This window comes from Streptomyces sp. SM18, from assembly GCF_002910775.2.
Lineage (GTDB): Bacteria > Actinomycetota > Actinomycetes > Streptomycetales > Streptomycetaceae > Streptomyces > Streptomyces halstedii.
Genome location: NZ_CP029342.1, coordinates 7,320,396 through 7,344,925 on the forward strand (window position 1 = coordinate 7,320,396; position 24,530 = coordinate 7,344,925).

At 71.9% G+C, this 24,530-nt stretch carries 17 protein-coding genes and 1 pseudogene; 10 read left to right on the forward strand and 8 right to left on the reverse strand.

Annotated features, from left to right (window positions below; translation table 11 throughout):
- Window positions 1-12 precede the first annotated feature (12 nt).
- The 5 genes from B9S64_RS32365 to B9S64_RS32385 are packed head-to-tail and all read left to right on the forward strand — an operon-like array spanning window position 13 to window position 9,831.
- Complete coding sequence (locus B9S64_RS32365; protein ID WP_109492190.1) at window positions 13-6,396, forward strand: type I polyketide synthase; 6,384 nt, start codon at window positions 13-15, stop codon at window positions 6,394-6,396.
- Window positions 6,397-6,413: 17 nt separating this feature from the next.
- Window positions 6,414-7,283 carry a 3-hydroxyacyl-CoA dehydrogenase family protein gene (locus tag B9S64_RS32370; protein ID WP_103492896.1) on the forward strand — a complete coding sequence of 290 codons (870 nt, stop codon included), beginning with the start codon at window positions 6,414-6,416 and terminating at the stop codon, window positions 7,281-7,283.
- Window positions 7,284-7,305: 22 nt separating this feature from the next.
- A complete protein-coding gene (locus B9S64_RS32375) occupies window positions 7,306-7,587 on the forward strand; it encodes an acyl carrier protein (protein WP_103492897.1) in 282 nt (93 codons plus the stop codon).
- A complete protein-coding gene (locus tag B9S64_RS32380) occupies window positions 7,580-8,695 on the forward strand; it encodes an acyl-CoA dehydrogenase family protein (protein WP_103492898.1) in 1,116 nt (371 codons plus the stop codon). The genes B9S64_RS32375 and B9S64_RS32380 overlap by 8 nt, the downstream gene beginning before the upstream one ends.
- Before the next feature lie 35 nt (window positions 8,696-8,730).
- Complete coding sequence (locus B9S64_RS32385) at window positions 8,731-9,831, forward strand: HAD family hydrolase (RefSeq protein WP_103492899.1); 1,101 nt, start codon at window positions 8,731-8,733, stop codon at window positions 9,829-9,831.
- Window positions 9,832-9,873: 42 nt separating this feature from the next.
- Here the strand turns inward: B9S64_RS32385 and B9S64_RS32390 are convergent, their stop codons facing one another.
- The 3 genes from B9S64_RS32390 to B9S64_RS34700 all read right to left on the reverse strand — a co-directional run bounded on the left by B9S64_RS32390 (window position 9,874) and on the right by B9S64_RS34700 (window position 12,951).
- The gene (locus tag B9S64_RS32390) at window positions 9,874-10,536 is read right to left on the reverse strand and encodes a class I SAM-dependent methyltransferase (protein WP_103492900.1); all 663 of its coding nucleotides are present in this window, start codon (window positions 10,534-10,536) and stop codon (window positions 9,874-9,876) included.
- Between the two features lie 110 nt (window positions 10,537-10,646).
- Entirely contained in the window at window positions 10,647-12,479 is a 1,833-nt protein-coding gene (locus B9S64_RS32395) for a BTAD domain-containing putative transcriptional regulator (RefSeq protein ID WP_374936094.1), read from the reverse strand.
- Window positions 12,480-12,774: 295 nt separating this feature from the next.
- The gene (locus B9S64_RS34700) at window positions 12,775-12,951 is read right to left on the reverse strand and encodes a hypothetical protein (protein WP_308460773.1); all 177 of its coding nucleotides are present in this window, start codon (window positions 12,949-12,951) and stop codon (window positions 12,775-12,777) included.
- A gap of 271 nt (window positions 12,952-13,222) precedes the next feature.
- Here B9S64_RS34700 and B9S64_RS32405 point away from each other — a divergent pair, with 271 nt between their 5' ends.
- From B9S64_RS32405 to B9S64_RS32420, 4 genes are all read left to right on the forward strand, one after another.
- On the forward strand, window positions 13,223-13,984 hold the full coding sequence (locus B9S64_RS32405) for a thioesterase II family protein (RefSeq protein WP_103492902.1): 762 nt from the start codon (window positions 13,223-13,225) through the stop codon (window positions 13,982-13,984).
- A 32-nt stretch (window positions 13,985-14,016) separates the two neighbouring features.
- Window positions 14,017-14,370 carry a LuxR family transcriptional regulator gene (locus tag B9S64_RS32410; protein WP_103492903.1) on the forward strand — a complete coding sequence of 118 codons (354 nt, stop codon included), beginning with the start codon at window positions 14,017-14,019 and terminating at the stop codon, window positions 14,368-14,370.
- A gap of 282 nt (window positions 14,371-14,652) precedes the next feature.
- Entirely contained in the window at window positions 14,653-15,615 is a 963-nt protein-coding gene (locus B9S64_RS32415; RefSeq protein WP_103492904.1) for a malonyl transferase, read from the forward strand.
- Entirely contained in the window at window positions 15,612-16,691 is a 1,080-nt protein-coding gene (locus B9S64_RS32420) for an arylcarboxylate reductase (protein WP_103492905.1), read from the forward strand. The genes B9S64_RS32415 and B9S64_RS32420 overlap by 4 nt, the downstream gene beginning before the upstream one ends.
- Window positions 16,692-16,822: 131 nt before the next feature.
- Here the strand turns inward: B9S64_RS32420 and B9S64_RS32425 are convergent, their stop codons facing one another.
- The 3 genes and pseudogenes from B9S64_RS32425 to B9S64_RS32435 form a co-directional block, all read right to left on the reverse strand.
- Window positions 16,823-17,572 carry a bifunctional 2-polyprenyl-6-hydroxyphenol methylase/3-demethylubiquinol 3-O-methyltransferase UbiG gene (locus tag B9S64_RS32425; RefSeq protein WP_103492906.1) on the reverse strand — a complete coding sequence of 250 codons (750 nt, stop codon included), beginning with the start codon at window positions 17,570-17,572 and terminating at the stop codon, window positions 16,823-16,825.
- Window positions 17,573-17,670: 98 nt separating this feature from the next.
- Window positions 17,671-18,244, reverse strand: a pseudogene (locus B9S64_RS32430) (IS5 family transposase).
- A gap of 53 nt (window positions 18,245-18,297) precedes the next feature.
- Window positions 18,298-18,801, reverse strand: coding sequence for a DUF6924 domain-containing protein (locus B9S64_RS32435; RefSeq protein ID WP_103492907.1), 504 nt, complete (start codon window positions 18,799-18,801; stop codon window positions 18,298-18,300).
- A 456-nt stretch (window positions 18,802-19,257) separates the two neighbouring features.
- Here B9S64_RS32435 and B9S64_RS35585 point away from each other — a divergent pair, with 456 nt between their 5' ends.
- Window positions 19,258-19,653 (forward strand): hypothetical protein, encoded by a 396-nt coding sequence (locus B9S64_RS35585; protein WP_374936095.1) that lies wholly within the window; start codon window positions 19,258-19,260, stop codon window positions 19,651-19,653.
- A 461-nt stretch (window positions 19,654-20,114) separates the two neighbouring features.
- Here B9S64_RS35585 and B9S64_RS32450 read toward each other — a convergent pair whose 3' ends face one another.
- Both B9S64_RS32450 and B9S64_RS32455 read right to left on the reverse strand, forming a co-directional pair.
- Window positions 20,115-23,837 (reverse strand): AAA family ATPase, encoded by a 3,723-nt coding sequence (locus B9S64_RS32450; protein WP_146060159.1) that lies wholly within the window; start codon window positions 23,835-23,837, stop codon window positions 20,115-20,117.
- A gap of 51 nt (window positions 23,838-23,888) precedes the next feature.
- Window positions 23,889-24,296 (reverse strand): hypothetical protein, encoded by a 408-nt coding sequence (locus B9S64_RS32455; protein ID WP_103492910.1) that lies wholly within the window; start codon window positions 24,294-24,296, stop codon window positions 23,889-23,891.
- Window positions 24,297-24,530 lie beyond the last annotated feature (234 nt).

Sequence of the window (24,530 nt, forward strand, 5' to 3'; positions counted from 1 at the left end):
AAGCCGAACCCCATGCCCACCGACACGGACCAGGTGGTCGCCGCCCTGCGCGCCTCACTGCTGGACAACCAGCGTCTGCGGCAGGAGAACCGACGGCTCCGCGACGACTCCGCCGAGCCCGTCGCCGTCGTGGCGATGAGCTGCCGCTACCCCGGCGGCGTGCGCACCCCGGAAGACCTGTGGGAGCTGCTGGTCAAGGAACGCGACGCGGTCTCGCCGTTCCCCACCGACCGCGGCTGGGACGTCGAGGGAGGCTTCGACGCCGACCCCGACGCCCCCGGCACCTTCTACGTCCGTGAAGGCGGCTTCCTCCACGACGCGACCGGCTTCGACCCGGGCTTCTTCGGCATCTCCCCGCGCGAGGCCCTCGCCATGGACCCACAGCAGCGGCTGCTGCTGGAAGCGTCCTGGGAAGCGGTGGAACGCGCCGGCATCGACCCGACGACCCTGCGCGGCAGCCGCACCGGCGTCTACACCGGAGTGATCTACGGCGAATACGCGTCCCGGCTCGACCGGGTGCCCGACGAGGTGGAGGGTTTCCTCGGCACCGGCAGCATCCCCAGCGTCGCCTCGGGCCGGATCGCCTACACCCTGGGCCTGGAAGGCCCGGCGGTCACCCTGGACACCGCCTGCTCGTCCTCCCTGGTCGCCGTCCACCTCGCCTGCCAGGGGCTGCGCTCCGGCGACACCACCCTCGCCCTGGCCGGCGGAGTGACCGTGATGTCCACCCCCGGCCTGTACGTCGGATTCAGCCGCCAGCGCGGCCTGGCACCCGACGGGCGCAGCAAGTCCTTCTCGTCCGCGGCGGACGGAGCCGGGTTCGGGGAGGGCCTGGGCCTGCTCCTGCTGGAACGGCTCTCGGACGCCCGGCGCGCGGGGCATCCCGTCCTGGCCGTCATCCGCGGCTCGGCCGTCAACCAGGACGGCGCCAGCAACGGGCTGACCGCCCCGAACGGGCCCGCCCAGCAGCGCGTCATCAGCCAGGCACTCGCCCGAGCCGGACTCGCCCCGTCGGAGGTGGACATGGTGGAGGCGCACGGCACCGGCACCGTGCTCGGCGACCCCATCGAGGCCCAGGCGCTGCTGGCCACGTACGGCCAGGACCGGCCCGCCGGGCGGCCGTTGTGGCTGGGGTCGCTGAAGTCCAACCTGTCCCACACCCAGGCCGCCGCGGGCGTCGGCGGGTTGATCAAGTCGGTGCTTGCCTTGCGGCACGGCGTGATGCCGCGCACCCTGCACATCGACCGCCCCTCGCCCCGCGTCGACTGGACCGAGGGAGCCGTCTCCCTGCTCACCGAGGCCACCCCCTGGCCGGAGACGGGACGGCCGCGCCGGGCCGGGGTGTCCTCCTTCGGCGCCAGCGGGACCAACGCCCATGTGATCCTCGAACAGGCCCCCACCGCCCCCGTCGTCCTCGAAGAGACCCCCACCGCCCCGGCCGGCGCGACGGCCGTCACCGGTAAGCCGGTTGACCGGTCCGCCACGCCGGGACCGGTGCCCGCCGCCGTCCCCTGGACCCTGTCGGCGCGTACGCCGGACGCGCTCCGCGCCCAGGCGGCGGTGCTGCACGAGCGGGTGGTGGCGGAACCGGGTCTCAGCGTGGTGGACGTGGGTCATTCGCTGGTGGCGGGGCGTTCGCGGTTCGCGGAGCGGGCCGTGGTGGTGGGGGCGGACCGGGACGAGCTGCTGGCCGGTCTCGCCGCCCTGTCGCGCGGTGTGGGCTCGGCGGGCGTGGTGACCGGCGATGGGCTGCTCCCGGGCCGTTCGGTGCTCGTGTTCCCGGGCCATGGCTCGCAGTGGGTGGGGATGGCAGCGGGGCTGCTGGCTGAATCGGAGGTGTTCGCGGAACGGATGGCGGAGTGCGGGCGGGCTCTGGCGCCGTACGTCGACTGGTCGTTGGCGGAGGCGCTGGGCTCGGAGCGGCTGCTGGCACGGGTCGACGTGGTGCAACCGGTGCTGTGGGCCGTGATGGTGTCGCTGGCGGAGGTGTGGCGTGCGGTCGGCGTCGTTCCGGACGCCGTGGTCGGCCACTCCCAGGGCGAGATCGCGGCCGCTTGCGTGGCGGGCGGTCTGAGCCTCGACGACGGGGCGCGCGTGGTCGCGTTGCGTTCTCGTGCGGTGGGGGTGCTCGCGGGCCGCGGTGGCATGGCCTCGGTGCCGTTGCCGGTGGAGGTGGTACGGGAGCGCACCACCCCCTGGGTGGGCCGGCTGTCGGTGGCCGCGGTCAACGGCCCGTCGTCCACGGTGGTGTCGGGCGACGCGGACGCGGTCACGGCACTGGTGGGGGAACTCCTGGAGGAAGGGGTGTGGGCGAGTCCCATCGACGTCGACTACGCGTCCCACTCCGGGCATGTGGAGGAGATCCGCGACCAGTTGCTCGCTGATCTGAAGGACATCACCCCGCTCTCGGGTGCGGTGCCGTTCTATTCGAGCGTGACCGGTGGCCTGTTGGGCACGAAGGCCCTGGACGCCGGGTACTGGTACCGCAACCTGCGGGAGACCGTCGAGTTCGAGCGGGCGACCCGCGCGCTCCTCGCGGCCGGGCACCGCGTCTTCATCGAGTCCAGTCCCCAGCCCGCCCTGATGTACGGGATCGAGGACACGGCCGCCGACGCGGGCGCCCCGGAGACGGTGGTGCTCGACACCCTGCGGCGCGGGGCCGGAGGGCTCCGCCGGCTCCAGCTCGCCCTCGCCGAGGCACACGTCCGGGGCCTGCGCGTCGACTGGGAGCGGCTGTTCGCGGGAACCGGCGCCCAGCGGGTGGACCTGCCCACCTACGCCTTCCAGCGACGCCGCTACTGGCTCGACGCCCTGCCGGCCGACCGGGACCCGGCGGCCACCGGCCAGTTGGCCGTGGACCACCCGCTGCTCGGCGCCGAGGTCGAACTGCCCGACGACACGGGCACCCTCTTCACCGGTCGGCTCGCTCTGGCCACCCACCCCTGGCTCGCCGACCACGCGGTGGCCGGAACCGTGATCCTTCCCGGCGCGGCCCTCGTGGAGCTGGCCGCACACGTGGGCCGCCGCCTCGGCTGCGCTCTCGTGGAGGAACTGACTCTCGCCGCACCGCTGTCGCTGCCCGGCGACGCCGCCGACGACCACGCCGTGCACCTGCGCGTACGGGTGGGTGCCGAGGACGGCACGGGGCGGCGCCCGGTGGAGTTCCACTCCCGGCCCGAGGCCGCCCCCGGCGCCGCCGCCCGGCCCTGGACCCGGCACGCGACCGGCACGGTCGGCCCCCGGGACCCCTCGGCTGACGGGGACGACACGGCCGGACCGGGCGGCGCGTGGCCCCCGCCCGAGGCCGTCCCCCTGGACGTGGACGAACTGTACGGGCTGCTCGAAGCCAGGGGCGTCGCGTACGGCCCGGCGTTCCGGGGTCTGCGCGCCGCCTGGCGCACCACGGACGCGATCCACGCCGAAGTGGCCCTGCCCGACGACCTCCCCGGCACCGGAGCGGACGGTTTCGGAGTGCACCCGGCCCTCCTGGACGCGGCCCTCCAGACGGCCGGCCTGCGCGAGAGCGCCGGGACCGGGGAGCCCGCCGACGGCGTCCCGCTGCCGTTCTCCTGGCAGCGCGTCGCGATCGAGACCTCCGACGCGCCGGTCCTGCGCGTACGGCTGCGCCCCGACGGCCCCGACACCGTCGCCGCCCACATCTCCGACCCCTCGGGGCGTACCGTGGCGACGGTCGGCTCGCTCACCCTGCGCACGGCGTCCACCGCCGCGCTGCGGGCGTCCTCCGGCTCCGTCTTCCACGTCGGCTGGACACCGGTCACCGCCGGGCCCGGCCCGCGCCCGGTCACCCGTTGGGGCCTTCTCGGCCCGCGGGACGAGCGGCTGCTGCCGGCCGGCTTCCCCGCCGAACCCCTGTCCGCGACACCCGACGCGATGCTGCTGATCTGCCCCCCGTCCGCCGGCACCGGGACCACGGACGGTGCGACGGGGGACGCGCCCGCCCGGGACACCGACCCGGAGGCGGCGCACGTGGTCGTGTCCGGGGTCCTGGACCGCCTCCAGGCCCACCTGGCCGACGACAGCACCGCCCGTACCCCCCTGGTGGTGCTCACCCGGGGCGCGACCGGCCCGCTCGGCGCGCGGCCGCAGCCGGCGGACCTCGGCGCGGCGGCCGTCTGGGGCATGCTCAGGGCCGCACAGCTCGAACACCCCGACCGGTTCGTGCTGCTGGACACCGAAGGGCCGGACCCGGACGGTCTCGGCGACGCGCTCGCCGACCTCCTTGCCACCGGCGAACCACAGGCGGCCCTGCGCGGGGGCGTCCTGTACGCGCCCCGACTGACACGGCCGTCGGCCACCACGGCCCCTGCCCCGGCGACCCGGCCGGCCCGCCCGTTCGGGCCGTCCGAGGGGACGGTCCTGCTGAGCGGCGGCGGCGCTCTCGCGGCCGTCCTGGCACGCCATCTGGTCGCCGCGCACGGGGTACGCCACCTGCTCGTGCTGAGCCGCCGCGGCGCGGACGCCTCGGGCATGCCGGAGCTGACGGCGGAGCTGGCCGAAGCCGGAGCCGAACTGACCGCCGTCAGCTGTGATGTGTCGGACCGTCAGGCACTGGCCGCCGCGCTCGCGGCCATCCCCGGACGCCATCCGCTGTGCGCCGTGGTCCACACCGCCGGAGTGCTCGACGACGGTCTGCTGGACGGGCTGACGGGGGAGCGGATGACCGCCGTCCTGCGGCCCAAGCTCGACGCCGCCCGTCACCTCGACCAGTTGACGCGCGGGGCGGACCTCTCGGCGTTCGTCGTCTTCTCCTCCGCGGCGGGCGTGCTGGGCAGCCCCGGCCAGGCGTCCTACTCGGCCGCCAACGCGGCGCTCGACGCCCTCACCGCGGAACGCCGACGGCTGGGGCTCCCCGGCCTGTCCCTGGCCTGGGGGCCCTGGGAGCGGGTCGGCGGGATGACGGCGGAGCTCGGCGGCGCCGAACGGCGGCGCATCGACCTGCGCGGCGCCCGCGGCCTCTTGGACGAGGAGGCCATGGCCCTGCTGGACACGGTGTGCGCCGCCGACGCCGTCCCGCCGGGAGACGGGAGCCCCGTCGTCCTCGCGCACCTCGACCTCACCGTGCGCGGCGACGGCCAGGTGCACCCGATGCTGCGCTCCCTGGTCCGGCGCGGCCCGACCGCGACGACCGGGGCGAAGGGCACGCCGACCGCCGCCGCGGCGCTGCGGCAGCGGCTCGACGCCGCCGCCGACGCACAGGAACGCGAGCTGGTCCTGCGCGAACTCGTCCTCGCCCAGGCCGCCGAAGTCCTCGGCCACACCGACGCCGGGGCGCTGTCAGCGACGGCGCCCTTCCTCTCCGTCGGATTCGACTCGCTGACCGCGGTCGAGCTCCGCAACCGGCTGGCCGTCGTCACCGGAGTGCGGTTACGGCCCTCCGCCGTCTTCGACAGCGGCACCCCCGCCGCGCTCGCGGCGCGCCTCGCCACCGAGGCCCGGACGGCAGACACCCCCCGGCCCGAAACGGCACCCGCACCCGGGTCCGGACCGGGCGCCGCCGCATCCGGCACCGACACCGCCGACGCGGACACCGACCCGGCGAGCGTGCTGTTCCGCCGGGCCTGCGCACTCGGCCGGATCGACGAGGGCATCGCGCTGCTCAAGCACGCCTCCGCCCTCCGTCCCGCCTTCCACAGCGGCAGCGACCTCGCGGCCGCCGGCACCGGCCCGCGGCTGCTGCGCCTGAACGAGCGCGTCGACGCCCCCGTACTCGTCTGCTTCGGCTCCGTCGTCGCCCTCGGCGGCGCCCACCAGTACGCCCGCTTCGCGTCCCGCTTCCGGGACCGCTACGCCGTCGCCGCCCTGGACGCCCCCGGATTCACCCCCGAGGAGGAACTGCCCGCCGACATGCCGGCCCTGCTGGACTTCCAGGCGACGACACTGCTCCGGGAACTGCCCGGACGGACGCTCGTCCTGGCCGGCTCCTCCTCCGGCGGCACGCTCGCCCACGGAGTGGCCGCAGCGCTGGAACAGCGGGGCGGGGGCCCGGCGGCCGTGGTGCTGCTGGACACGTACCTCTCCGACAACCAGGGCATCACCCAGTTCAACGACGTCCTGCTGGGCGGCATGTTCGCCCGCGAGGACCGGGCGGCCCCGATGGACGGAACCCGGCTGACCGCGATGGGCGGCTACTTCCGTCTGCTCGACGACTGGAACCCCCCGGCGGTCCGCGCCCCGCTGCTGCTGGTCCGTGCCTCCACCCCGCTCGGCCGCCCGTCCCCCGAAGCCGGTGACTGGCGCTCCTCCTGGGCCGGTGCCGACACCGTCGTCGACGTTCCCGGAGACCACTTCTCGATCATGGAACAGCATGTCGCGACCACCGGCGACGCGGTCGCCGACTGGCTCGGCACCACCCTTGGCACCTCAGACGACCTGTGAAGACGAAGGAGAACCCGTTGACCGCGGCCCCGTACCACGACCCGCCCCCGCGACCCGCCCTCACCGTGCTGGGAGCCGGGGTGATGGGCGTCGGCATCACCGCCCTCGCCCTCGGCCACGGCCTGCCGGTTCACCTGGTCGACATCGACCCGGAACGGCTCGCCGGAGCCGCGGACCTGATCGACGGCGAACTCCGGCTGGCCGAGCTGATGGGAGCCCTGCCCGCCGGGACACCCCCCGGCACCCTGGCCACCCACACCTCGCTCAAGGCCGTCGCCGGTGCCACCGTCGTCGTCGAGGCGGTCACCGAGAACGCCGCGGTCAAGGCCGCCGTACTGTCCGAGGTCTCCGGACTGGTCCGGCCCGGAACTCTGCTGATCACCAACACCTCCTCCATCCCCGTCGACGAACTGGCCGGGGCCCTGGAACGGCCGGAGGAACTGGTCGGCACCCACTTCATGAACCCGCCCTACCTGATCCGGACCGCCGAGGTGGTCCGCGGCGTCAGGACCGGGGACGCCGCGATGGCCGCCGTGGCGGCCCTGCTCACGGCACTGAGGCGGCGGGCGGTGGTCGTCCGGGACGCACCAGGCTTCGTGACCAGCCGCATCTTGCACCCGATGATCAACGACGCGGCGCGGGTCGTGGAGGAGGGCACGGCGACCGCCGAGGACGTCGACGCCCTGATGCGGGGCTGCCTCGGACACCCCACCGGCCCGCTGCGCACCGCGGACCTGATCGGCATCGACAACCTCGTCGACTCCCTCACCGTGCTCCACGAACGCACCGGCGACGACGGCTGCCGTCCCACCGGACTGCTGCTCCGGCTGGTCCGCGAGGGCCGGCTGGGCCGCAAGTCCGGGAGCGGCTTCTACGACTACACCTGATCACCCCGACGAGGAGACGGCCATGACCACAGCGAACACGCCCGGCACCCACGACCTGGAGAAGGAACTGCTGGAATTCCTGGAGGAACGCACCGGAACCGCCTGGGACGCCGACACCGACCTGTTCGACGCCGGCGGACTGTCGTCCCTGTTCGCGATGCAGGTGGTGGTGCACCTGGAGAAGACCTACGCCATCGCCGTCCGCGGCGCGGACCTGCGGCTGGACAACTTCCGCACCGTGGAGCGGATGGCGGAGCTGGTGGACCGGCTCCGGACGCCCGCCGCCGGGGGCCGGCATGGGTGAGGACCTGAGCGGCGCCATGACCTCCGTCACCCTGCGGGTCGGCGACCTGGCGGGGGAGTGGGACCGGACCGGCCTCATCCCGCCGGACCTGCTCCGCGACCTGGGCGCCGAGGGCCGGCTGTGCGCCGAAGTCCCGGAGGAGTACGGCGGCTGGGGGCTCAGCAGCACGCACAGCGGCGCGTACACCGCCCACGTGGGCGGCCTGTGCAGCTCGCTGCGCAGCGTCATGACCTCCCAGGGCATGGCGGCCTGGACCATCCAGCGCCTGGGCACCGCCGAGCAGTCGGCCGCCCACCTCCCCCGGCTGACCGGCGGCGGACTGGCGGCGGTCGGATTCAGCGAGCCCGGCGCCGGCAGCGACCTCGCGGCGATGACGACGACCGTCCGCCGCGACGGCGACGCGGTCGTCGTCGACGGACACAAGAAGTGGGTGACCGCCGCCCACTACGCCGACCTGCTGGTCGTCGTCGGCCGCTACGAGGACGGCGCGGTGGCCGTCGTGGTGCCCGCCGACACGCCCGGCGTCAGGATCGAGCGGATCACCGACCCGCTCGGCTGCCGCGCGGCCGGACACGCGGACGTACACCTCGACGGGGTGCGGCTGCCGGCCGACAGCGTCCTGGGCGGTCACGGGCTGCCGACCGCCCTGCTGGTGACGACCGCGCTGGCCTACGGGCGGATGTCCGTCGCCTGGGGATGCGTGGGCATCCTGCGGGCCTGTCTGGCGGCGGCCACCGCGCACGCCGCCGGACGGGAGCAGTTCGGCAGACCGCTCGGGGAGCACCAGCTCGTCGCCGGGCACATCGCCGACCTCTACACGGCCGAGCAGGTGGCCACGCGGGTCTGCGAGCACGCCGCCCGCTGCTGGGACGAAGGGTCGCCGGACCAGGTGGTGGCGACCGTACTGGCCAAGCACGTCAGCGCGACCCAGGCCGCCCGGGGCGCGGCGACGGCCGTCCAGGTACTGGCCTCGGCGGGGTCCCGGGACGGGCACGCGGCGGCCCGGGCGTACCGGGACGCCAAGCTGATGGAGATCATCGAGGGCAGCAACGAGCTGTGCCGGCTGATGCTGGCCGAACACGCCCTCTCCGCCCCGGGGGCACCGTGAACGGGCCCGCGGCCGAGGAGACGAGGAAGGACGACATGGCCGAGACCGTCAAGTGCCTGGTCTGGGACCTGGACGACACCCTCTGGCAGGGCACCCTGCTGGAGGACGGCGAGGTACGCCTGCCGGACGAGGTGCGCAAGGTGGTGATCGAGCTCGACTCCCGCGGCATCCTCCAGTCCATAGCCAGCCGCAACGACCACGAGCACGCCTGGGCCCGGCTGGAGGCGTTCGGCGTGGCCGAGTACTTCGTCCTGCCGGAGATCGGCTGGGGCGCCAAGTCCGAGTCGGTGCGCCGGATCGGCGACCGGCTGAACTTCGCGCTCACGACCCTCGCCTTCGTCGACGACAGGCCCGCCGAACGGGCCGAAGTGGCCTTCCACCTGCCCGACGTACGGTGCTACCCGGCCGAGCAGGTGCTCGCCCTCCCCGAGCTCGCCGAGTTCACCCCCGCGACCAGCACCGTCGACTCCCGGCGGCGCCGCCAGATGTACCAGGCGGGCTTCCGCCGCGAGGCCGAGCGGGCGGCCGCCCCCGGCCCCGACGAGGAGTTCCTGCGCTCCCTGGACCTGCGGATGGGCATCGGCCGGGCCACCGGTGAGGAGCTGTCCCGCGTCGAGGAACTCACCCTGCGTACCAGCCAGATGAACGCGACCGGCGTCCACTACCCGGACGCGGTGCTGCGCGGCCTGATCACCGACCCCCGGCACGAGGTCCTGGTGGTCACCCTCACCGACCGGTTCGGCCCGCACGGCGCGGTCGGCGTCCTGCTGCTGGAGCGGCACCCGGACCTGTGGCACCTCAAGCTGCTCGCCACCTCCTGCCGGGTCGTCGCCTACGGTGCCGGCGCGACCCTGCTGAACTGGCTGGCCGACGCCGCCGCCCGGTCCGCAGTCCACCTGGTGGCGGACTTCCGGGCGACCGAACGCAACCGGATGATGGAGATCGCCTACCGGTTCGCGGGCTTCGAAGGCCTGGACGAAACCCCGTGCCCGTGCGCCGCCGTCCTCGCACCGGCCCCCGAGGACACCGGACTCCAGCGCCTGCACCTGGTCCCCGGTCCGCGTGTGGTGTCCACCGTCATGAGCGTGGACGCACCCGACCTGAGCTCGCCGGAAGGGGGCCCGGGAACGTCGTGACCGCCGCGGCGGCCGGTGCTCCCGGGCCCCGGCCCGCCGCTCTCAGCGCTTGCGGACGAGGGTGATCCCGTCGGCCATCACCAGCAGCGACAGCTCCACCCGAGGGTCCTCGTGCAGCACCCGGTTCAGAGCCCGGACCCCGGCGGTCTCCGGGTCCACGGCGGCCGGATCGGCGACCCGGCCGAAGAAGAGGGTGTTGTCGACCACGATCAGACCGTTGGTGCGCAGCAGCGCCAGCGACGTCTCGTAGTAGCGGACGTAGTTGGCCTTGTCCGCGTCGATGAACACCAGGTCGAAGCTCTCCGGCCCGCGCTCCGCCAGCAGCGCGTCCAGGGTCGCGGCGGCATCGCCGATCCGCAGGTCGATCCGCGAGCCGACCCCGTCCCGCTTCCAGAAGTCGGCGCCGATGGCCGGCCACCGGTCGTCGATGTCGCAGGACACCAGCACGCCGTCGGCGGGGAGCGCGCGGGCCATGCACAGGGTGCTGTAGCCGGTGAAGGTGCCGATCTCCAGCACCGCCCGCGCCCCCGTCAACCCGACCAGAAGGGCCAGCAGTTGGCCCTCCTCCGCCATCACCTGCATGGCGGTCCCGCCCGGCAGGTCCGCGGTGGTCTCCCGTAGTTCCCTGAGGAGATCGTCGTCGCGGAGGGAGACCTTCCGGACGTAGGCGAGCAGGTCGTGGGTGGCTGCCGTCTGGTCGGCCATGGGGCGGGGGTCCTCTCGAAGGAGATCGGGTCGAAGAAGGTCGGGTCGAAGGAGGTCGGGGTGGGGGGGACAGGACCGCCGGGGTGCCCGTCGCCGGGCGGCCGGGACGGTCACCCGGCGCGCATGTACGGGGGGTCGGGCTGCCGTACGGCGACCGCCTGCACGCGCTCGCGGGCGTACGCCCCCAGCAGCGCGTCCAGCCGGTAGCGGCCCCCCGCCGGCGCACCCAGCAGATTCGCCTCGACCAGGGAGTCCAGGGCCTCCTCCGCCTGCGCCTCGGAGCAGCCGAACATCACCGCGACCTTGCCGCTGGAGACCGAACACGCTCCGGCGGCCCCCAGCGCGGCGAACACCTCGGCCGGGTCGATCCCGGCCGGCGCCGTCCGCCGGAGCCCGGCGACCTCGGCGTCGAGGCAGGGCCGGACACCGAAGTCGCCCGCGCACAGTTCGTCCAGCAGCCGCGGGGCCTCCGTGAGCCGCCGGGCCAAGTGCCCGATGCTCCAGTGCGGGCGCTCCAGCAGCCGGGTCCCCGCGATCCGGATCGCCAGCGGCAGTCCCGCGCAGACCGTCACCACCGTACGGGCCGCCCGCGGTTCGACGCCGACCCTGGCCGGGCCGACGACGCTGCCCAGCAGCTCCAGCGACCCGGCCTCGTCCAACGGGCCGAGCAGAAGGGTGCGCGCCCCCTCCAGATCAGCCAGCCTCCGTCGGCTGGTCACCAGCAGCCGGCTGCCCCCGCTGCCCGGTATCAGCGGCCGTACCTGCGCGGTGCTGGAGGCGTTGTCGAGTACCACCAGCAGACGGCGGCCCGCGGTGAGCGAACGGTAGAGACTCTCCCGTTCCGACTCCTCCTCGGGTATCTCGTTCCGGGGCACACCGAGGTCCGCCAGAAACCGCGGCAGCACCGTCCGGGCGGTCAGCGGCCGCGCCGCTCCGCCGAGATCAGCGTAGAGCTGGCCGTGTATCGAGGAACCGCGCACGGCGTGCGCCGCGTGCAGGGCCAGGGCGCTCTTGCCGACACCGCCCCGGCCGGTCACCACCGCCGTCGCCACCATGCCCGCGGGCATCGTGCCGGTCGTGAGGAACTGCCGCAGCCGCGCCAGCGCGTCGGAGCGGGCCGACAGCGGCAGCGGCACCGAGGGAAGCTGCGCGGGATCGGGCCAGCAGGACCTCTCCCGGGCAGCGGTCGGCGCCGGCGCGACGGCGGCCTCCGGGGCCGCCGCGGGCCGCTCCAGCGGGTCAGGCGTACGGGGCCGGTCGTGGGCCGAGAGGATGTGCCGGTGGACCTCGCGCAGATCGGCGCTCGGCTCGGCCCCGAGCTGTTCGACGAGCAGCACCCGGGTGCGCCGGTAGAGGTCCAGGGCCTCCGACTGCCGTCCCGAGCGGAACAGCGCCAGCATCAACTTGCCCACCAGGGCCTCCCGTAAAGGATGCTTCCGCACCAGCCGCACCAGCTCCGGCACCATCTCGGCGTGCCGCAGCAGCGCCAGCTCCGCGTCGAACCGCAGCTCCATGGTCTGCAGGCGAAGCTCCTGGAGGTAGCGGCCCTCCACATCACGCAGCGTCCGCGACGGGATGTCCGCCAAGGGCTCCTCGCGCCACAGGGCGAGTGCCTCGGCCAGCTCGGCGGAGGAGCCCTCCAGGTCTCCGCGCTCCGCCAGCTCCGCCGCGCGCCGGCGGTGGGCGGTGAACTGCCCGAGATCGCTCTCGTGCTCGCCGAGTTCGAGGAGGTAGCCGGGTGCCCGGGTGAGGATGCGGGCGGAGGCGTGCTCGCCCAGCGACTGCCGCAGACGCATCACGTAGGTGCGGACGGTCGCGGCGGCACTCGGCGGCGGTGCGCCGTCCCAGACGTACTCGGTGATCCGGTCGACCGAGATCACCCGGTTGGCGTTGAGGAGGAGCGCTGCCATGACCACGCGCTGCCTCGGCGCCGACACGTGCACCTCACGCGCGTTCAACCGGACGGAAAGCGGGCCCAGCAACAGGAAGTTCAAGGGGGGAGTCCTCTTCGTCGCACAACCGGTGGGCAAGACTGCTTCCAGCGTCTTTGGTGACCATGTGAGGGTCAACGCGGTCCTGTCGTATCTAGGTGTATTCCTAGAGCGAGGGCCTTGCGCGCATGCCGGGTTTACGCCGCGCGGTACCGTCACGGCGGCCGGGACCAGGCCGCCGACCACGGTCCGGCGGCGGGTGCCCCGGTCACTACCGCACCGCCGTCGCCCCGGTGACCCGGCACCGTCAGCGGGGCCGGGAACCCCCTCGTACCAGCGCGGCAGTCCGGTACCCGGCGCAGTGGCTGACCGCCCCGATCACCCCGTCCGGCCACAGCGGCTGCCCGCGCGACCCGCGGGCACCGGTACCCGCCGCGGGCCCGTTGCCGCGGAGCCGAGCGAATCCCACAGGACTGGCCCGCACCGCAATGTTTTCGCCATCTACCGGAGAAACAGCTGGAATTGAACGCCGGACATGCGTGGCCGGATACGCTTAGATGCGTACTTGCTGACATTCCGATGAGCATGGCAGGCTGCATATGCGACGCCCGTGACCCGCCGATCACCGTCGCTCGGCGTTCCCCGCATTAGCGCGCGTACTGGCCGGCCCACCGGTGCGGAGGATGTCCCATGTGATCACCCATCACCGCTCACCGGCCCCTCGCGGGTATTCGAGAAAGGAATGAAAGGCCGACATGACCTCGCTCTCTTTGGACAGCGACCTGTGGTGCCGTCGCTTCCATCCCTCGCCGACGGCGACGCGCCGACTGGTCTGCTTTCCGCACGCCGGCGGCTCGGCGAGTTTCTACTTCCCGGTGTCCGCCGCACTGTGCGGACCGGTCGACCTCCTGGCCGTGCAGTACCCCGGCAGGCAGGACCGCCGGGAGGAACCCGGCGTCCAGGACCTGCACCGCACGGCCGACGACGTGTCCGAAGCGCTGCGCCGCTGGGACGACCTCCCGCTGACCCTCTTCGGACACAGCATGGGCGCGCTCGTCGCCTTCGAGGTGGCCCGGCGGATCGAGCGCGCGGGCGGCCGGATCGACCACCTCTTCGTCTCCGGCCGTAAGGGCCCGTCCGCCGCCCCGCCCGTGCCCTCCCACCCACTCGACGACGAGGGCATCGTGGCAGAGGTCAGGGCCATGAGCGGCACCGACGCCCGGCTCCTGGAGGACGAGGAACTGCTGCGGATGGTGCTGCCCGCGCTGCGCGGCGACTACCACGCCCTGGGGGCCTACCGGGCCGACCGCGACGCCGCGGTGACCTGCCCGGTCACCGCCCTGGTGGGGGATCAGGACCCCTGGACGCCGGTGCCCGAGGCCGCGCACTGGCGCGACCGCACGACGGCCGCGTTCGACCTCAAGGTCTTCCTCGGCGGGCACTTCTACCTCAGCAGCCGGGTGGACGAGGTGACCGGCATGCTCCGTGACCACCTCGCCGGCACGCCGCGCACCTGAGACCACGGACGAAGAGAAGGGGGGACCGGGGAGTGACACCGTCAGCGACCTCTGAGGAGATCAAGCCCGCGCGGCGGCCGCCGAAATCCGAGCCCGCCGGCGACGCCCGTCCGGCCGGTGGGGGTTCGTCCGGCGGCGCGGGTGTCCGGCGGCTGACCGCCGTGGACGTCCGCATCCTGGAAGGTGTCGCGGTCGGCACCTCGACCGTCCGGCTGGCGGCATCGCTCTATCTGAGCCGGCAGGGCATCGAGTACCGCATAGGGCTGATGATGCGCCATTTCCAGGCCGCGAACCGGCCCGCTCTGATCTCCCGGGCGCACTCCCTCGGTGTGCTGAGCGTCGGGGCGTGGCCACCCCGCGTTCTCCCGGAATTCCTGGAGTCCTAGAAGTAGGGCGGGGTGCCCGGTGCCTTGATCTCCCTCCGTGAGATACCTCCCGGAGGGAGGGCCGAAAAAGTCCATTCCCACGGTGGAATACGCATTCCGCCGGTATGCTGCCGGAGATTTTCCCAGAATCGGACATCATTTCGATATCGCGCCACGCGACAGGTTCTCAACGTCCGGCCGAACACCGGATTCTGCGGCATAGTGCTGTCAGGTTCATGCTCGATGCCCTACGTCCGGGCCGCACCACCGTCCCTCCTTTCACACCAATTCACAGGAGCTGTCATGAGTCTGGGGTACTTGTTCGGCGGTGGCGTCGGGACCGAGCCGCACGGCCTGGAGCTCTACCGGACCTACGAGGTTGTGCGGGACTGGTACGAACAAGTCTCCGCGTGGACCGGGCTGACGGTCGGACAGATCCTGGAGGACGACCTCCCGACCGCCCAGGAGGAGCGCCAGAGCGTCGGCACCGTCCGCGAAGCCGCCCTCGCGATCGGCGTACACGACGTACTGGCCTCGTTCAACCTGCGCCCCGCGGCCATCGGCGGTCTCAGCCTCGGGGCGATGACCGCCAGCTGCCTCGCCGGATCGCTGGGACGACGGGAACTCTTCGAGATGCTGGCCGGCTCCCGCGACACCCCGGAACCGCCCGCCGAAGACCCGCGGCAGGGGATAGCCATCGCCTTCGGCTCCCTCGCCGACGGCGCCCCCTCCCACCCGGGCGAGAACGTCCCCGGCATCTACCTGGCGGGCGACTTCGGCCCCACGGCCGACGGCACCCAGCGCATCATGATGCTCGCCGGTCACAGCGAAGCACTCGGCGCGCTCGCCGCCGAGGCCCCACCGGGAACGGTCGTGCCGCTCCCCGGACGCACCATCGCCGTCCACACCCCGCTGCGCCGGCCCTACCGCGACTTCATGGCCCCGCGCATCGACGCGATCCCCTTCACCGACCCCGAAATCCCCCTGCTGTCCTGCCTGGAGCCCAAGGTCCTGCACACCGCGGCCGATGTCAGGGACCTCTTCCAGCGCAACTCCACGGACCCGATCAGCCTGGTCGACGTCTACGGCGGGATGAAGGAGCAGGGCGTACAACTCGGCCTGGTGATGGGCCCGTCGATCCCCGAGGGCATCCTCGCGTTCCCCTTCCCGGTGGTACACATCGAGCAGCCCGAGCACATCGAGCAGGCCCTGACCACCGCCTACGACCTCGGCATCGACCTCTCCGGCGCCCCGGCCCTCTCGTGACCGCCGCCACCCGCGCAGACCCGGACGCCCAGATCGCGCGATGGCTGGACACCGACCTCGACGAGTGGACCCGCACCGTGGTCCGACGGCACTTCGACCCGGTGTCCGGAAGCCCCTACTGGCTCGGGCAGCGCCCCCGGCTGGACTTCGACCCCCGCGACATCACCCGCTACGACCAGCTCGGAGCCTTCGGCCCGTTCCCGCTCGACCGGCTGCGCGAGGAGGACCCCGCGGACCTCGTCCCGCTGTCGGTGCCCAGGCCGCTCGCCGGACGCGTCTGGGACAGCGGAGGCACCACCGGCACCCCCTGCCGGGCTTTCTACACCCCTGACATGCTGCTGCACCGGGCACTCTGGCGCCGCTGGTCCTTCGTGCGGGAAGGATTCGCACCGGGCCGTACCTGGCTGCAGGCCACCCCCACCGGACCGCACCTGATCGGAAACGGCGTCCACGAGGTCTCCGAACTCCACGCCGGCCAGGTGTACGCCGTGGACATGGACCCCCGGTGGGTCAAGCGCCTCATCCGGGCGGGGCGCCTGGCCGAGGTCGGCGACTACACCACCCACCTGCTGGAGCAGATCACCGATGTCCTCAGGCAGGGCCGGGTCCACTACCTCAACACCACCCCCGCCCTCTTGCAGGCCCTCTGCCGGCAACGGCCCGAACTGGTCGCCGCCCTGGACGGCGTACGCCTGAGCGGCACCCAGATCAGCGCCGACACGTACCGGTCCTTCACCACCGCCCTGCGGGGCGGCATCTGCGGACTGACGTACGGCAACACCTTCGGCAACGCGGCCTGCCTGGACATCGAGCAGGACGGCGAGCTGATCAGCTACGTCCCGAACTATCCGCAGGTCACCATGGCGGTGGTCGACAAGGGCGACTTCTCGACCCAGGTCGCCCCCGGCACGGTCGGCCAGGTACGGCTCACCGTCCTCCACGAGGACCTCTTCCTCCCCAACATCCTGGAACGCGACCAGGCCCTCCGTCACCCGACCGACCACTGGCCCACGGACGGCGTCGCCAACGTCCGCCCCCTCCAGACCACCAACTCGTCCCCCGAGGGCCTCTACTGAACCGTCGCCCCCCGAGGTATCGCATACGACGACGCCGGACGCCGGACGCCTGCGCCAGAAGCGGAACCGGCGCCCGGCCCAGCCCACGCAGACGCGCTACGCCTATGACAGTACGGGCCCCGCTGCCACGGTCAGAGCGAGGCGGCCGTCCGATAGACGGAGACGTGGGAACGCGACTCCGCGGTGAATTCCTCCCCGGTCCAGTCGGCGTGCCTGGATTCCAGCTTCATTCCGGCCAGCTCGGCCATCAGGTCGAGTTCGGCCGGCCAGACGTAACGGTGCGGGCTGCGGAACAGGCTGGCCTCACGACCGGCCTCGGCGTCGAAGCGAAAGTGGTGCGAGACGACCCGCTGACGCAGGACGTCGTACGTGTCGAGCCCGATGTAGCCGGTGGCCGACTCCCAGACCACGGCCTGCTGACCGGGCGGCAAGGCGCGAAGCTCGGGTACCCACAGCTCGACGACGAACCGCCCACCTGGCACGAGGTGACGTGCGGCGTTCCGGAAACACGCGACCTGCTCGGCCTGTGTGAGCAAGTTCGAGAGGGTGTTGTAGACGAGGTAGACAAGCTGGAACTCACCCGGGACTCGCGCGGTGGCCATGTCGCCGACCACAACCGGGACGGCCGCCTCGTCCGCTTTGGTGCGGAGCTGATCGAGCATCGGCTGCGAAAGCTCGATGCCACTGACCGGGACTCCCCGCTCCGCGAGCGGCACTGCCACACGCCCGGTCCCGATCGCGAACTCCAGCGCCCTCCCACCCTCGGTGAGCTCCACCAGGCGGTCCACCGTAGGCCCCAGCACTTCCGGTGCGAACATGCCGGTGCCAGAGGAGTCATAGCCCTGAGCGGCCTGGTCATCCCACATCTCACTTTGAAGCATGAGCAGTGATGATCGACCACCGTCCGGGGAACGTCAACGCACTTTCGCCACGGCCGGATGGGAGGGCGCCACCGTGAACCCTATGCGTTTCCCCCGCATCACCTTGCTGACCAGACGACGATGCCTGCCAGGTGGAGGGCCGCGAGGTAGATGGTGGCGGTCTCGTCATAGCGGGTGGCCAGGCCGCGCCATTGCTTGATCTTGTCGACGCACCGCTCGACCGTGTTCCGCTGGTTGTACGCTTCACGCGCGCATGCCGGAGGGCGCCCGCCACGGCTGCCATCCCGCTTGCGATTCGCTGCCTGGCCGACGGGATTTTCGTTGTCAGCCCAGGGCCCTTTTGGGGGCCCCGGCCGCGTGCTGGTGAGCACGAACCCCCGTGGAGTCGACCGCGACGACCCAGTCCGGATCGCCCTCGGCATCAGCCTGGGCGAGGAGGTTCGTGAAGACCTTTTTCCAGGTGCCGTCAGCTGCCCACTTCCGTAGCCTGTTGTGGACGCCCTTCCACGAACCGGAGTGCTCAGGCAGGTCCATCCAGGGAATCCCGGTGCGGTACGTGCACGCGATCGCGTCGATCACCTGCCGGTGATCCCGCCACCGCCCGCCCCGCCTCGGCGTCCGATCCGGCAGCAACGGCTCGATCCTCGCCCACTGCGCATCACTCAACGACATGCCCCAACGAACGACTCGGTATCTGCCGAGGCAACGGCCGCCCGCCGTACCGGTCAGATGGGCCGCAGTACGTGATCAGGCTCTGCGGAAGCAGCCCCGGCGTACTCCGCGAAGTCCACGTTGCCGAGCGCCAGGTCCACCTGGACGCCGTGCACCGCGGCGGGCAGAGCTCGAAACTCCCTGGGCTCCGGCGACTCGATGAGTTCCTGGTAATAGACGGGGTCAAGGCCACTCACGTCTTCCCAGACGGTCGACAGAGCCAGCAACGCCCGCGCCGGCGACTTCATCGTGCCGCGGTCAGCGAGGAAGACGACAAGCAGGTCCTCGTCCACCACGGCGGCAAGAACCTCATCGGCCGTTGCTCCTGACCAGGCAGGCGCATCGACCAGCCGCACCGCTGCGGCGAACTCACCGCTCGGTCCCCACGGCCGGTGCAACTCCCCAACCACCGCGTTCCACGCCTCGTCGTCGCTGAAGTCGGTCCTGATGACGAGAACGTCGAACAAGTCGCGTTCGATCTCAGGCAGCACTCGCTCAAGGTTCTCCGGCAACGTCATGCCCAGGACTCTTCCACCCCGCACTGACAACCAGCCCCTGCGGGAGTGATCCAGAGGAAACGGCCTCATACTCCAGTCCGATTTCGCGCTCTTGTGGTGGGACTGGCTGGGAAAGGGTACGGCCACTGCGTGATCACCGGGGGTTGTGCGGACTCCTGAAGGTCGTGCGGTGGCTGCGGGCCTTGGCGTAGCCCCTGCCCGCCGGCGGGAGATGTTTGACCAGGCCGTGGCCCGGATCGCTGAACGGCTCGGCCGGGTTGAACCCGGGGCGAGTGCCCGTGCCTATGTGCTCGGGCTGTTGTCGAACATCAAGCGCGGGAACTGCTGGCAGCCGGCCGAGCGGGCCGTCCACTTCGGCACTGACGAACACGCCACCTGCTCATCCGCCGCAGCCGCACCACCGGCGAACTCGCCTTCTACCTCTGCTGGTCACCCACCGCGCTGCCCCTGTCCGAACTGGTCCACGTCGCCGGTGCTCGCTGGGGCGTCGAGGAGTGCTTCAAGGCCGCCAAGAGCCAGGTCGGACTCGACCACTTCCAGGTACGCGACTGGACCTCATGGCACCGGCACATCACCCTCGCCATGCTCGCCCTGGCCTTCCTGACCGCCCTCGCCGCCAGTGCGGCCCCCGACCGGCACCACCCCGGCCCGCAACAGCGACCCGGTCTCCTTGACCGTCCCGGAGCTCCGCCACCTACTCGCCGCCGTGTTCAACCCGCCGACCGTGACCGCAGCCAGACTGCTGCCAGTACGCTGTGGAGGTCAGGTTGGACGCCGCAGCGCTGCTTCACGCGGCTGACCAGTGGGATCTCTCTCTGGCTTCCCTCCCGGCCCGCTGATCCGGACACCTGACATGCCCGTACAACCGATTCCCACCTGCTGTGGCCGGATGCCCTCTATGATCCGGCATGCCGGATCCCGAGTCGCTGGAACGGATCACCGCACGGCGCGCGGAGGTGGACGAACTCGCAGTGGCCGAACACGGCCGCCGTACCGGACTCCACGACGCCTTCGCCTCCCTCGCCGACGGCTTGATTCGCTTCAGACGCCTCAAGCAGGCCGCTCGTGATCCTCTTACGAACTTGTGGGTGGCCACTCGGGGCTCACCACCGCGCGTGGTGACAGGTGAGGGGCCGCCCGCGGTTACGGGCGGCCCCTCACCTTTCTGTGCCTGTAGGTACTCAGAATCCGCGTCATGTTCTCGCGAGCGATGACCTCTGAATAGCACTTATGACGCGGTGCTGAGAATTCGTCCGGGGCTTCGACCACCTGGGAGTGGACCTTGTCACCGGGTCGGCATGTAGGGGACGTGCTCACCGGCACACCAGGGCGGCGGTGGACGGCCCGGGGCCACCGGTGACATGGGTGGACCACCAGGCCCGGGTCATGTGCGAACCGACCTGTCGGCAGAGCACGGACTTCGCGTTCAGTAGGAACTCCGCTGCCACGCGCCTGACCCTCCCGTCAGTTGTCGCCGCGGCGAGCTGCTTGCCGTCAGTGGTGAAGGCGAGGGCTGCGACGGTGTCCGGCGCGACCGCGACCGGATTGCCGATCCGGGCCTCGGACGCCGTGTCCCAAAACTGTCCTTCACCGGTGTTGCTCCCGACCGCGAGCGTCCTGCCGTCGGCACCGAACCCGAGCGCGGTCACGTCCGTGCCCGTACGCAGGGGCCCCGCGGTGATCTCGGTTCCGTCCCGCATGCTCCAGATGCGGATCTGCCCGCTCGCGTCGGCCATGGCGAACCGCGCGTTCGCCGGGTCGGCGGCTGACGCACTGACTTCCCCGTGTGCGTCAACGGGCGCCCCGGCAGCCTTCTGCCGTGACACGTCCCAGAAGGACAAGGCGCTGCTCGACGCCGCACCGGGCCGGGTGACCATGGCGGCGAACCGTCCGTCCGGGCTCAGGGCGACTCTCGTCGCCTGTCCCTTGGCGCCGGTCAGGGTCCTGCCCACAGGCTCGGGCGTGCGCGAGCCGAGGCTCCACACCCGCAGGAACCCGTTGCCTTGGGGCACCAGCATGCCGCCCACCGCCAGGCGCAGTCCGTCCCCTGACAGCGCGATGCTGTTGAACTCCGCGCGGTCGCCGCGGGGCAGCTCGATCAAGCGGTGTCTCCGTGTGGACAAGCCGTCGAGATCCCAGATGTGCACGCGCTGCGTGTATGGTTCGCCGCCCCAGGCGAGGACCGCCACGCGTGTGGCATCGGCACTGAACGCGGCTCTGCGGAAGGGCACGCCGTCGAGATCCAGCGAGTGCGTCCGGTGTTTCATGGGCTCCGAGAGCACGGCCCCGGTCCTGCCGGCGCCTACCAGCAGCCGACCGTCATGGCTGAACTCGACGAAACTATCCTCCATTTGAACCGAAGTACTCGCCGTCACCCGACCCGGGGTGAGGTCCCACACGGCGAGGTGTCCTCCATCACCGCCGCCACTGCCGGACGGCGCCATGGTACCGGCCGCGATCCGCAGGCCGTCCGCGCTGAATACGATGCAGGAGATCTTTCCGGCGGCCGTATCGGTGAAGGTGTCCAGGACGCGTCCGTCCGCGGTGTCGACGAGCCTCACTGCTTCGCTCTTTCCTGACTCGTCGGACGGATCAATCCGGACCACAGCGGCCATCCGCCCGTCGGGGCTGAGCGCCACGGGAGAGTTCTGCTGCCCGAACGCGGCGATCCTGAGCTCCGCCTTCCCGCTCGGTACGTCGACCACGGCCACGGAGCCGTCCTTCTGACGGGCAGCCAGCTTCGTGCCGTCGTCGCTCACGGCGATCGCGCCGGGAGCCTTCACGGCCGTGCCACGGGCCGAACCGTCGCCGGCATCGATCAGGCGCACGGTGTCCGCGTTCCGGACCAGCACCCATTTCCCGCCGGCACTCACGACCCCGTCCTCGGCGACCGACTTCAGTACCGTGCCTTTGACCGCGTCACGAAGCCTGCCGTCCTTGCCGTCGGCCAACACCGTGCCGGCCGAGTCGATCACGAGGGAACGAGGTTCCTGGTCCTGATGGTGCAGTGAGGTCTTGCCAGAGCCGATGTCGACCACGCCGACGAGCGATCTGCGGTTGTCGGTGCGGAACCCGCCGAACGCGGCGGTCCGTCCGTCCTTGCTCAGCGCTACCGTCGATATCCACGCGTTCTCCGTGGCGGGCATGGCGAGCAGCCGTTGGGCGGCGGCGTTTCGCACCGCCTGCTGAGCCGACGCGGAGGACGGAGCGAGTTCCTGAGCCGCCAACGCGTGCAGCCGGGCGTTCAACGGATCCACGTCGGCCAAGGTCCTGCTTTCGTTCACCAGCCGCGCCGCGATCGCGGCGTTGCGCTGCTTGACGGACACATTCTGGGAATGCAGCGCGAAGACTGCGACCAGGGCCAGGCACACGGTGAATGCCACGAACCCCCCGCGCACGGCATGCCGTGTCGCGCGCCGCCTCTTCTCGGCCCGAATGCTCGCCGCGATGAATTCTCGTTCGGAGGGCCCGACGAGGTTCGCGACCGCCGGACCCGACGTTCGCGGGTTTGCCGCTTGGACTGCGGCCGCCAACTGGCTGCCTCGGTACAGGTACGACTTCTCCTCCCGCGGCGCCCACTCGGTAGCGACGACGCGCAGGCGGCCCAGAAGCAGCCGCTGAGAGCGGCTCTCGTCCAGCCAGCCGCGGAGCGTCGGCCAGGCGAGCAGCAGGGCCTCGTGGCTGATCTCTGCGGTGGAGTCCGACACCATGATCAGACGGGCCTGAACGAAGGCTTCGATGATCTGCCCGGCGGAGTCGTCGACCCCGGCGAGGTCTGCGCGTGCCGCAGCCGCTGCGGTGTCGCCGCCTTCGGGGGCGGCGCGGGCCAGCCGGAGGAACAGCGCTCTGGCGACCCTCTGCTGGTGACGGTCGAGCCGCCCGTACACGGCCTCCGCGCTCTGCGCGACCGCCGACTCCAGACCACCGGTCTGTTGGTAGTCCTCTAACGTCAAGGGTCGGTCGGGCGGCCCGGGACGCAGCACGCGCTGCCGCCATGCCTCGTTGAGCGCATGGGACATGAGCGGAAGCACCCCCGCGCCCGGATGCGCCGCGGACGCCCCGGCGTGCCGCGAACTCTCTGCCACCTCCGACAACAGCCGGGCGACCAGATCGCGGTCCACGGTGACACCCAGCCGTTTGGGCGGCTCCGTGATGGCCATCTCCAGCTGTCGCGTCGTCATGCTGGTCAGCAGGAGGCGTCCCTGCACGGCGTCCGACAGCTCGGCCCACTCCGCGCACCGTGCCTCGAAGTCGGCCCGTACAGCCAGGACGGCGACCACGGGGGCGCCGCGGCCGGGCGACATCGGCGTCGATACGGCGGCGTGGATTGCCGAGATGAACCGGCGACGCCGCTCCTGATCCGTGCAGAGCGTGAAGATCTGCTCGAACTGATCGATGACCAGCAGGAGCCGTCTCCCGTCATCGGCAGGCGTCACGGTGCGGTCGTCCGCCGACCGCTCACGGGAGATCAGATGCCGGGCCACGGAAGCGAACACATCCGGCCCCCGTGCCAACTGCTCCGCCAGATCCGGTGAGAAGTCCTGCCTCAACTGGGCGATACCCTGCGCGAGTTCACGGAACGGATCATCGGTCGGTGTCATGACCAGGCAGGGCCACCGCGCCGCCTCCGGAATACCGTCGAGCCCGTCGGTCCGAATGCGATGGATGACGCCGGCCTGCAACAGGGATGACTTCCCGGCCCCGGAGGCACCCGAGACCACTGACAGCTGAGAGCCCGCAGCGCTTCGCGAGACTATCTGCCGCACGAGCTCCACGGAATCCCGACGGCCGTAGAAGAACGCAGCGTCATCAGGACCGTACGCTCCCAGGCCGCGGTAGGGCGACGTGACCGGGTCGTGCCCGGTGACCAGTGGGCCGGAGGACACGGCCTGTACGTGTGTCCGGCCGTCGCTGTAATAGATGTGGGTGACGGACAGGTCGCGTCCGGCTTGGTTGACCTGGCTCTCACCGTAGGCCACCGCCTTCTGGAACAGAAGACGAGGGTCGGGAGGCCCGAAGCCGCCGATGTCAGTCAACGAGGGCCCCGCCGGACTTCGCAGCCGCCGGCGGGGGCACCTGGCCGACAGTCATCGCTCCGTGATGTGCTGATCCCGACCCGCCTGGTACACGCGTCCGCTCCCGGTCGCCTCCGCCCGCATCGCCACGGTGCCGGACGCGGGGCGGGCATCGTTGTCGCGCAACTCCGCGTCTAGAAGACGTCGCAGATCGTCGGCCACCGAGGGGTCCGCTCGCATCAGTGCCTGGAGGCGCAACTGCCAGTCTGTGACTAAGGTTTGCTCGATCTCGGCCTCTTGCGCGTCCCGCGCGGCCAGCACTTGTGCACGGGTCTCGACCAGGTCCTCGTCGACTGTTCCGGCCTGGCCCGGGCGCGCCCTGCGCCACACCGCGACCACACGGTCTCGTGCGGCCTGCCAGCCGTCCGTGGCCATAGCGCTCACCAGCGCCGTGCCCGCGGCCAAGGCAATCGGGTCCATAACACATCCCCCTCCGAGTGCATCTGGCACCACGTTAGCGGATCTGCCGCAGGGTGTTCGGGGCTTAGCTCCGCGGTGACCGCATGGGAGACGGGCCGGGAACCGTCCGGGGGAAGCCCGGATGAGGTCCCCGAACCCGCGAACGTGCCCGCTGAGCCCACGGCCCCGCACCTACGGCGGCGCCCCTCCGCGCCGCGACTGGGAGCGCCACACCACCGCCCGGCACGCGTCAGG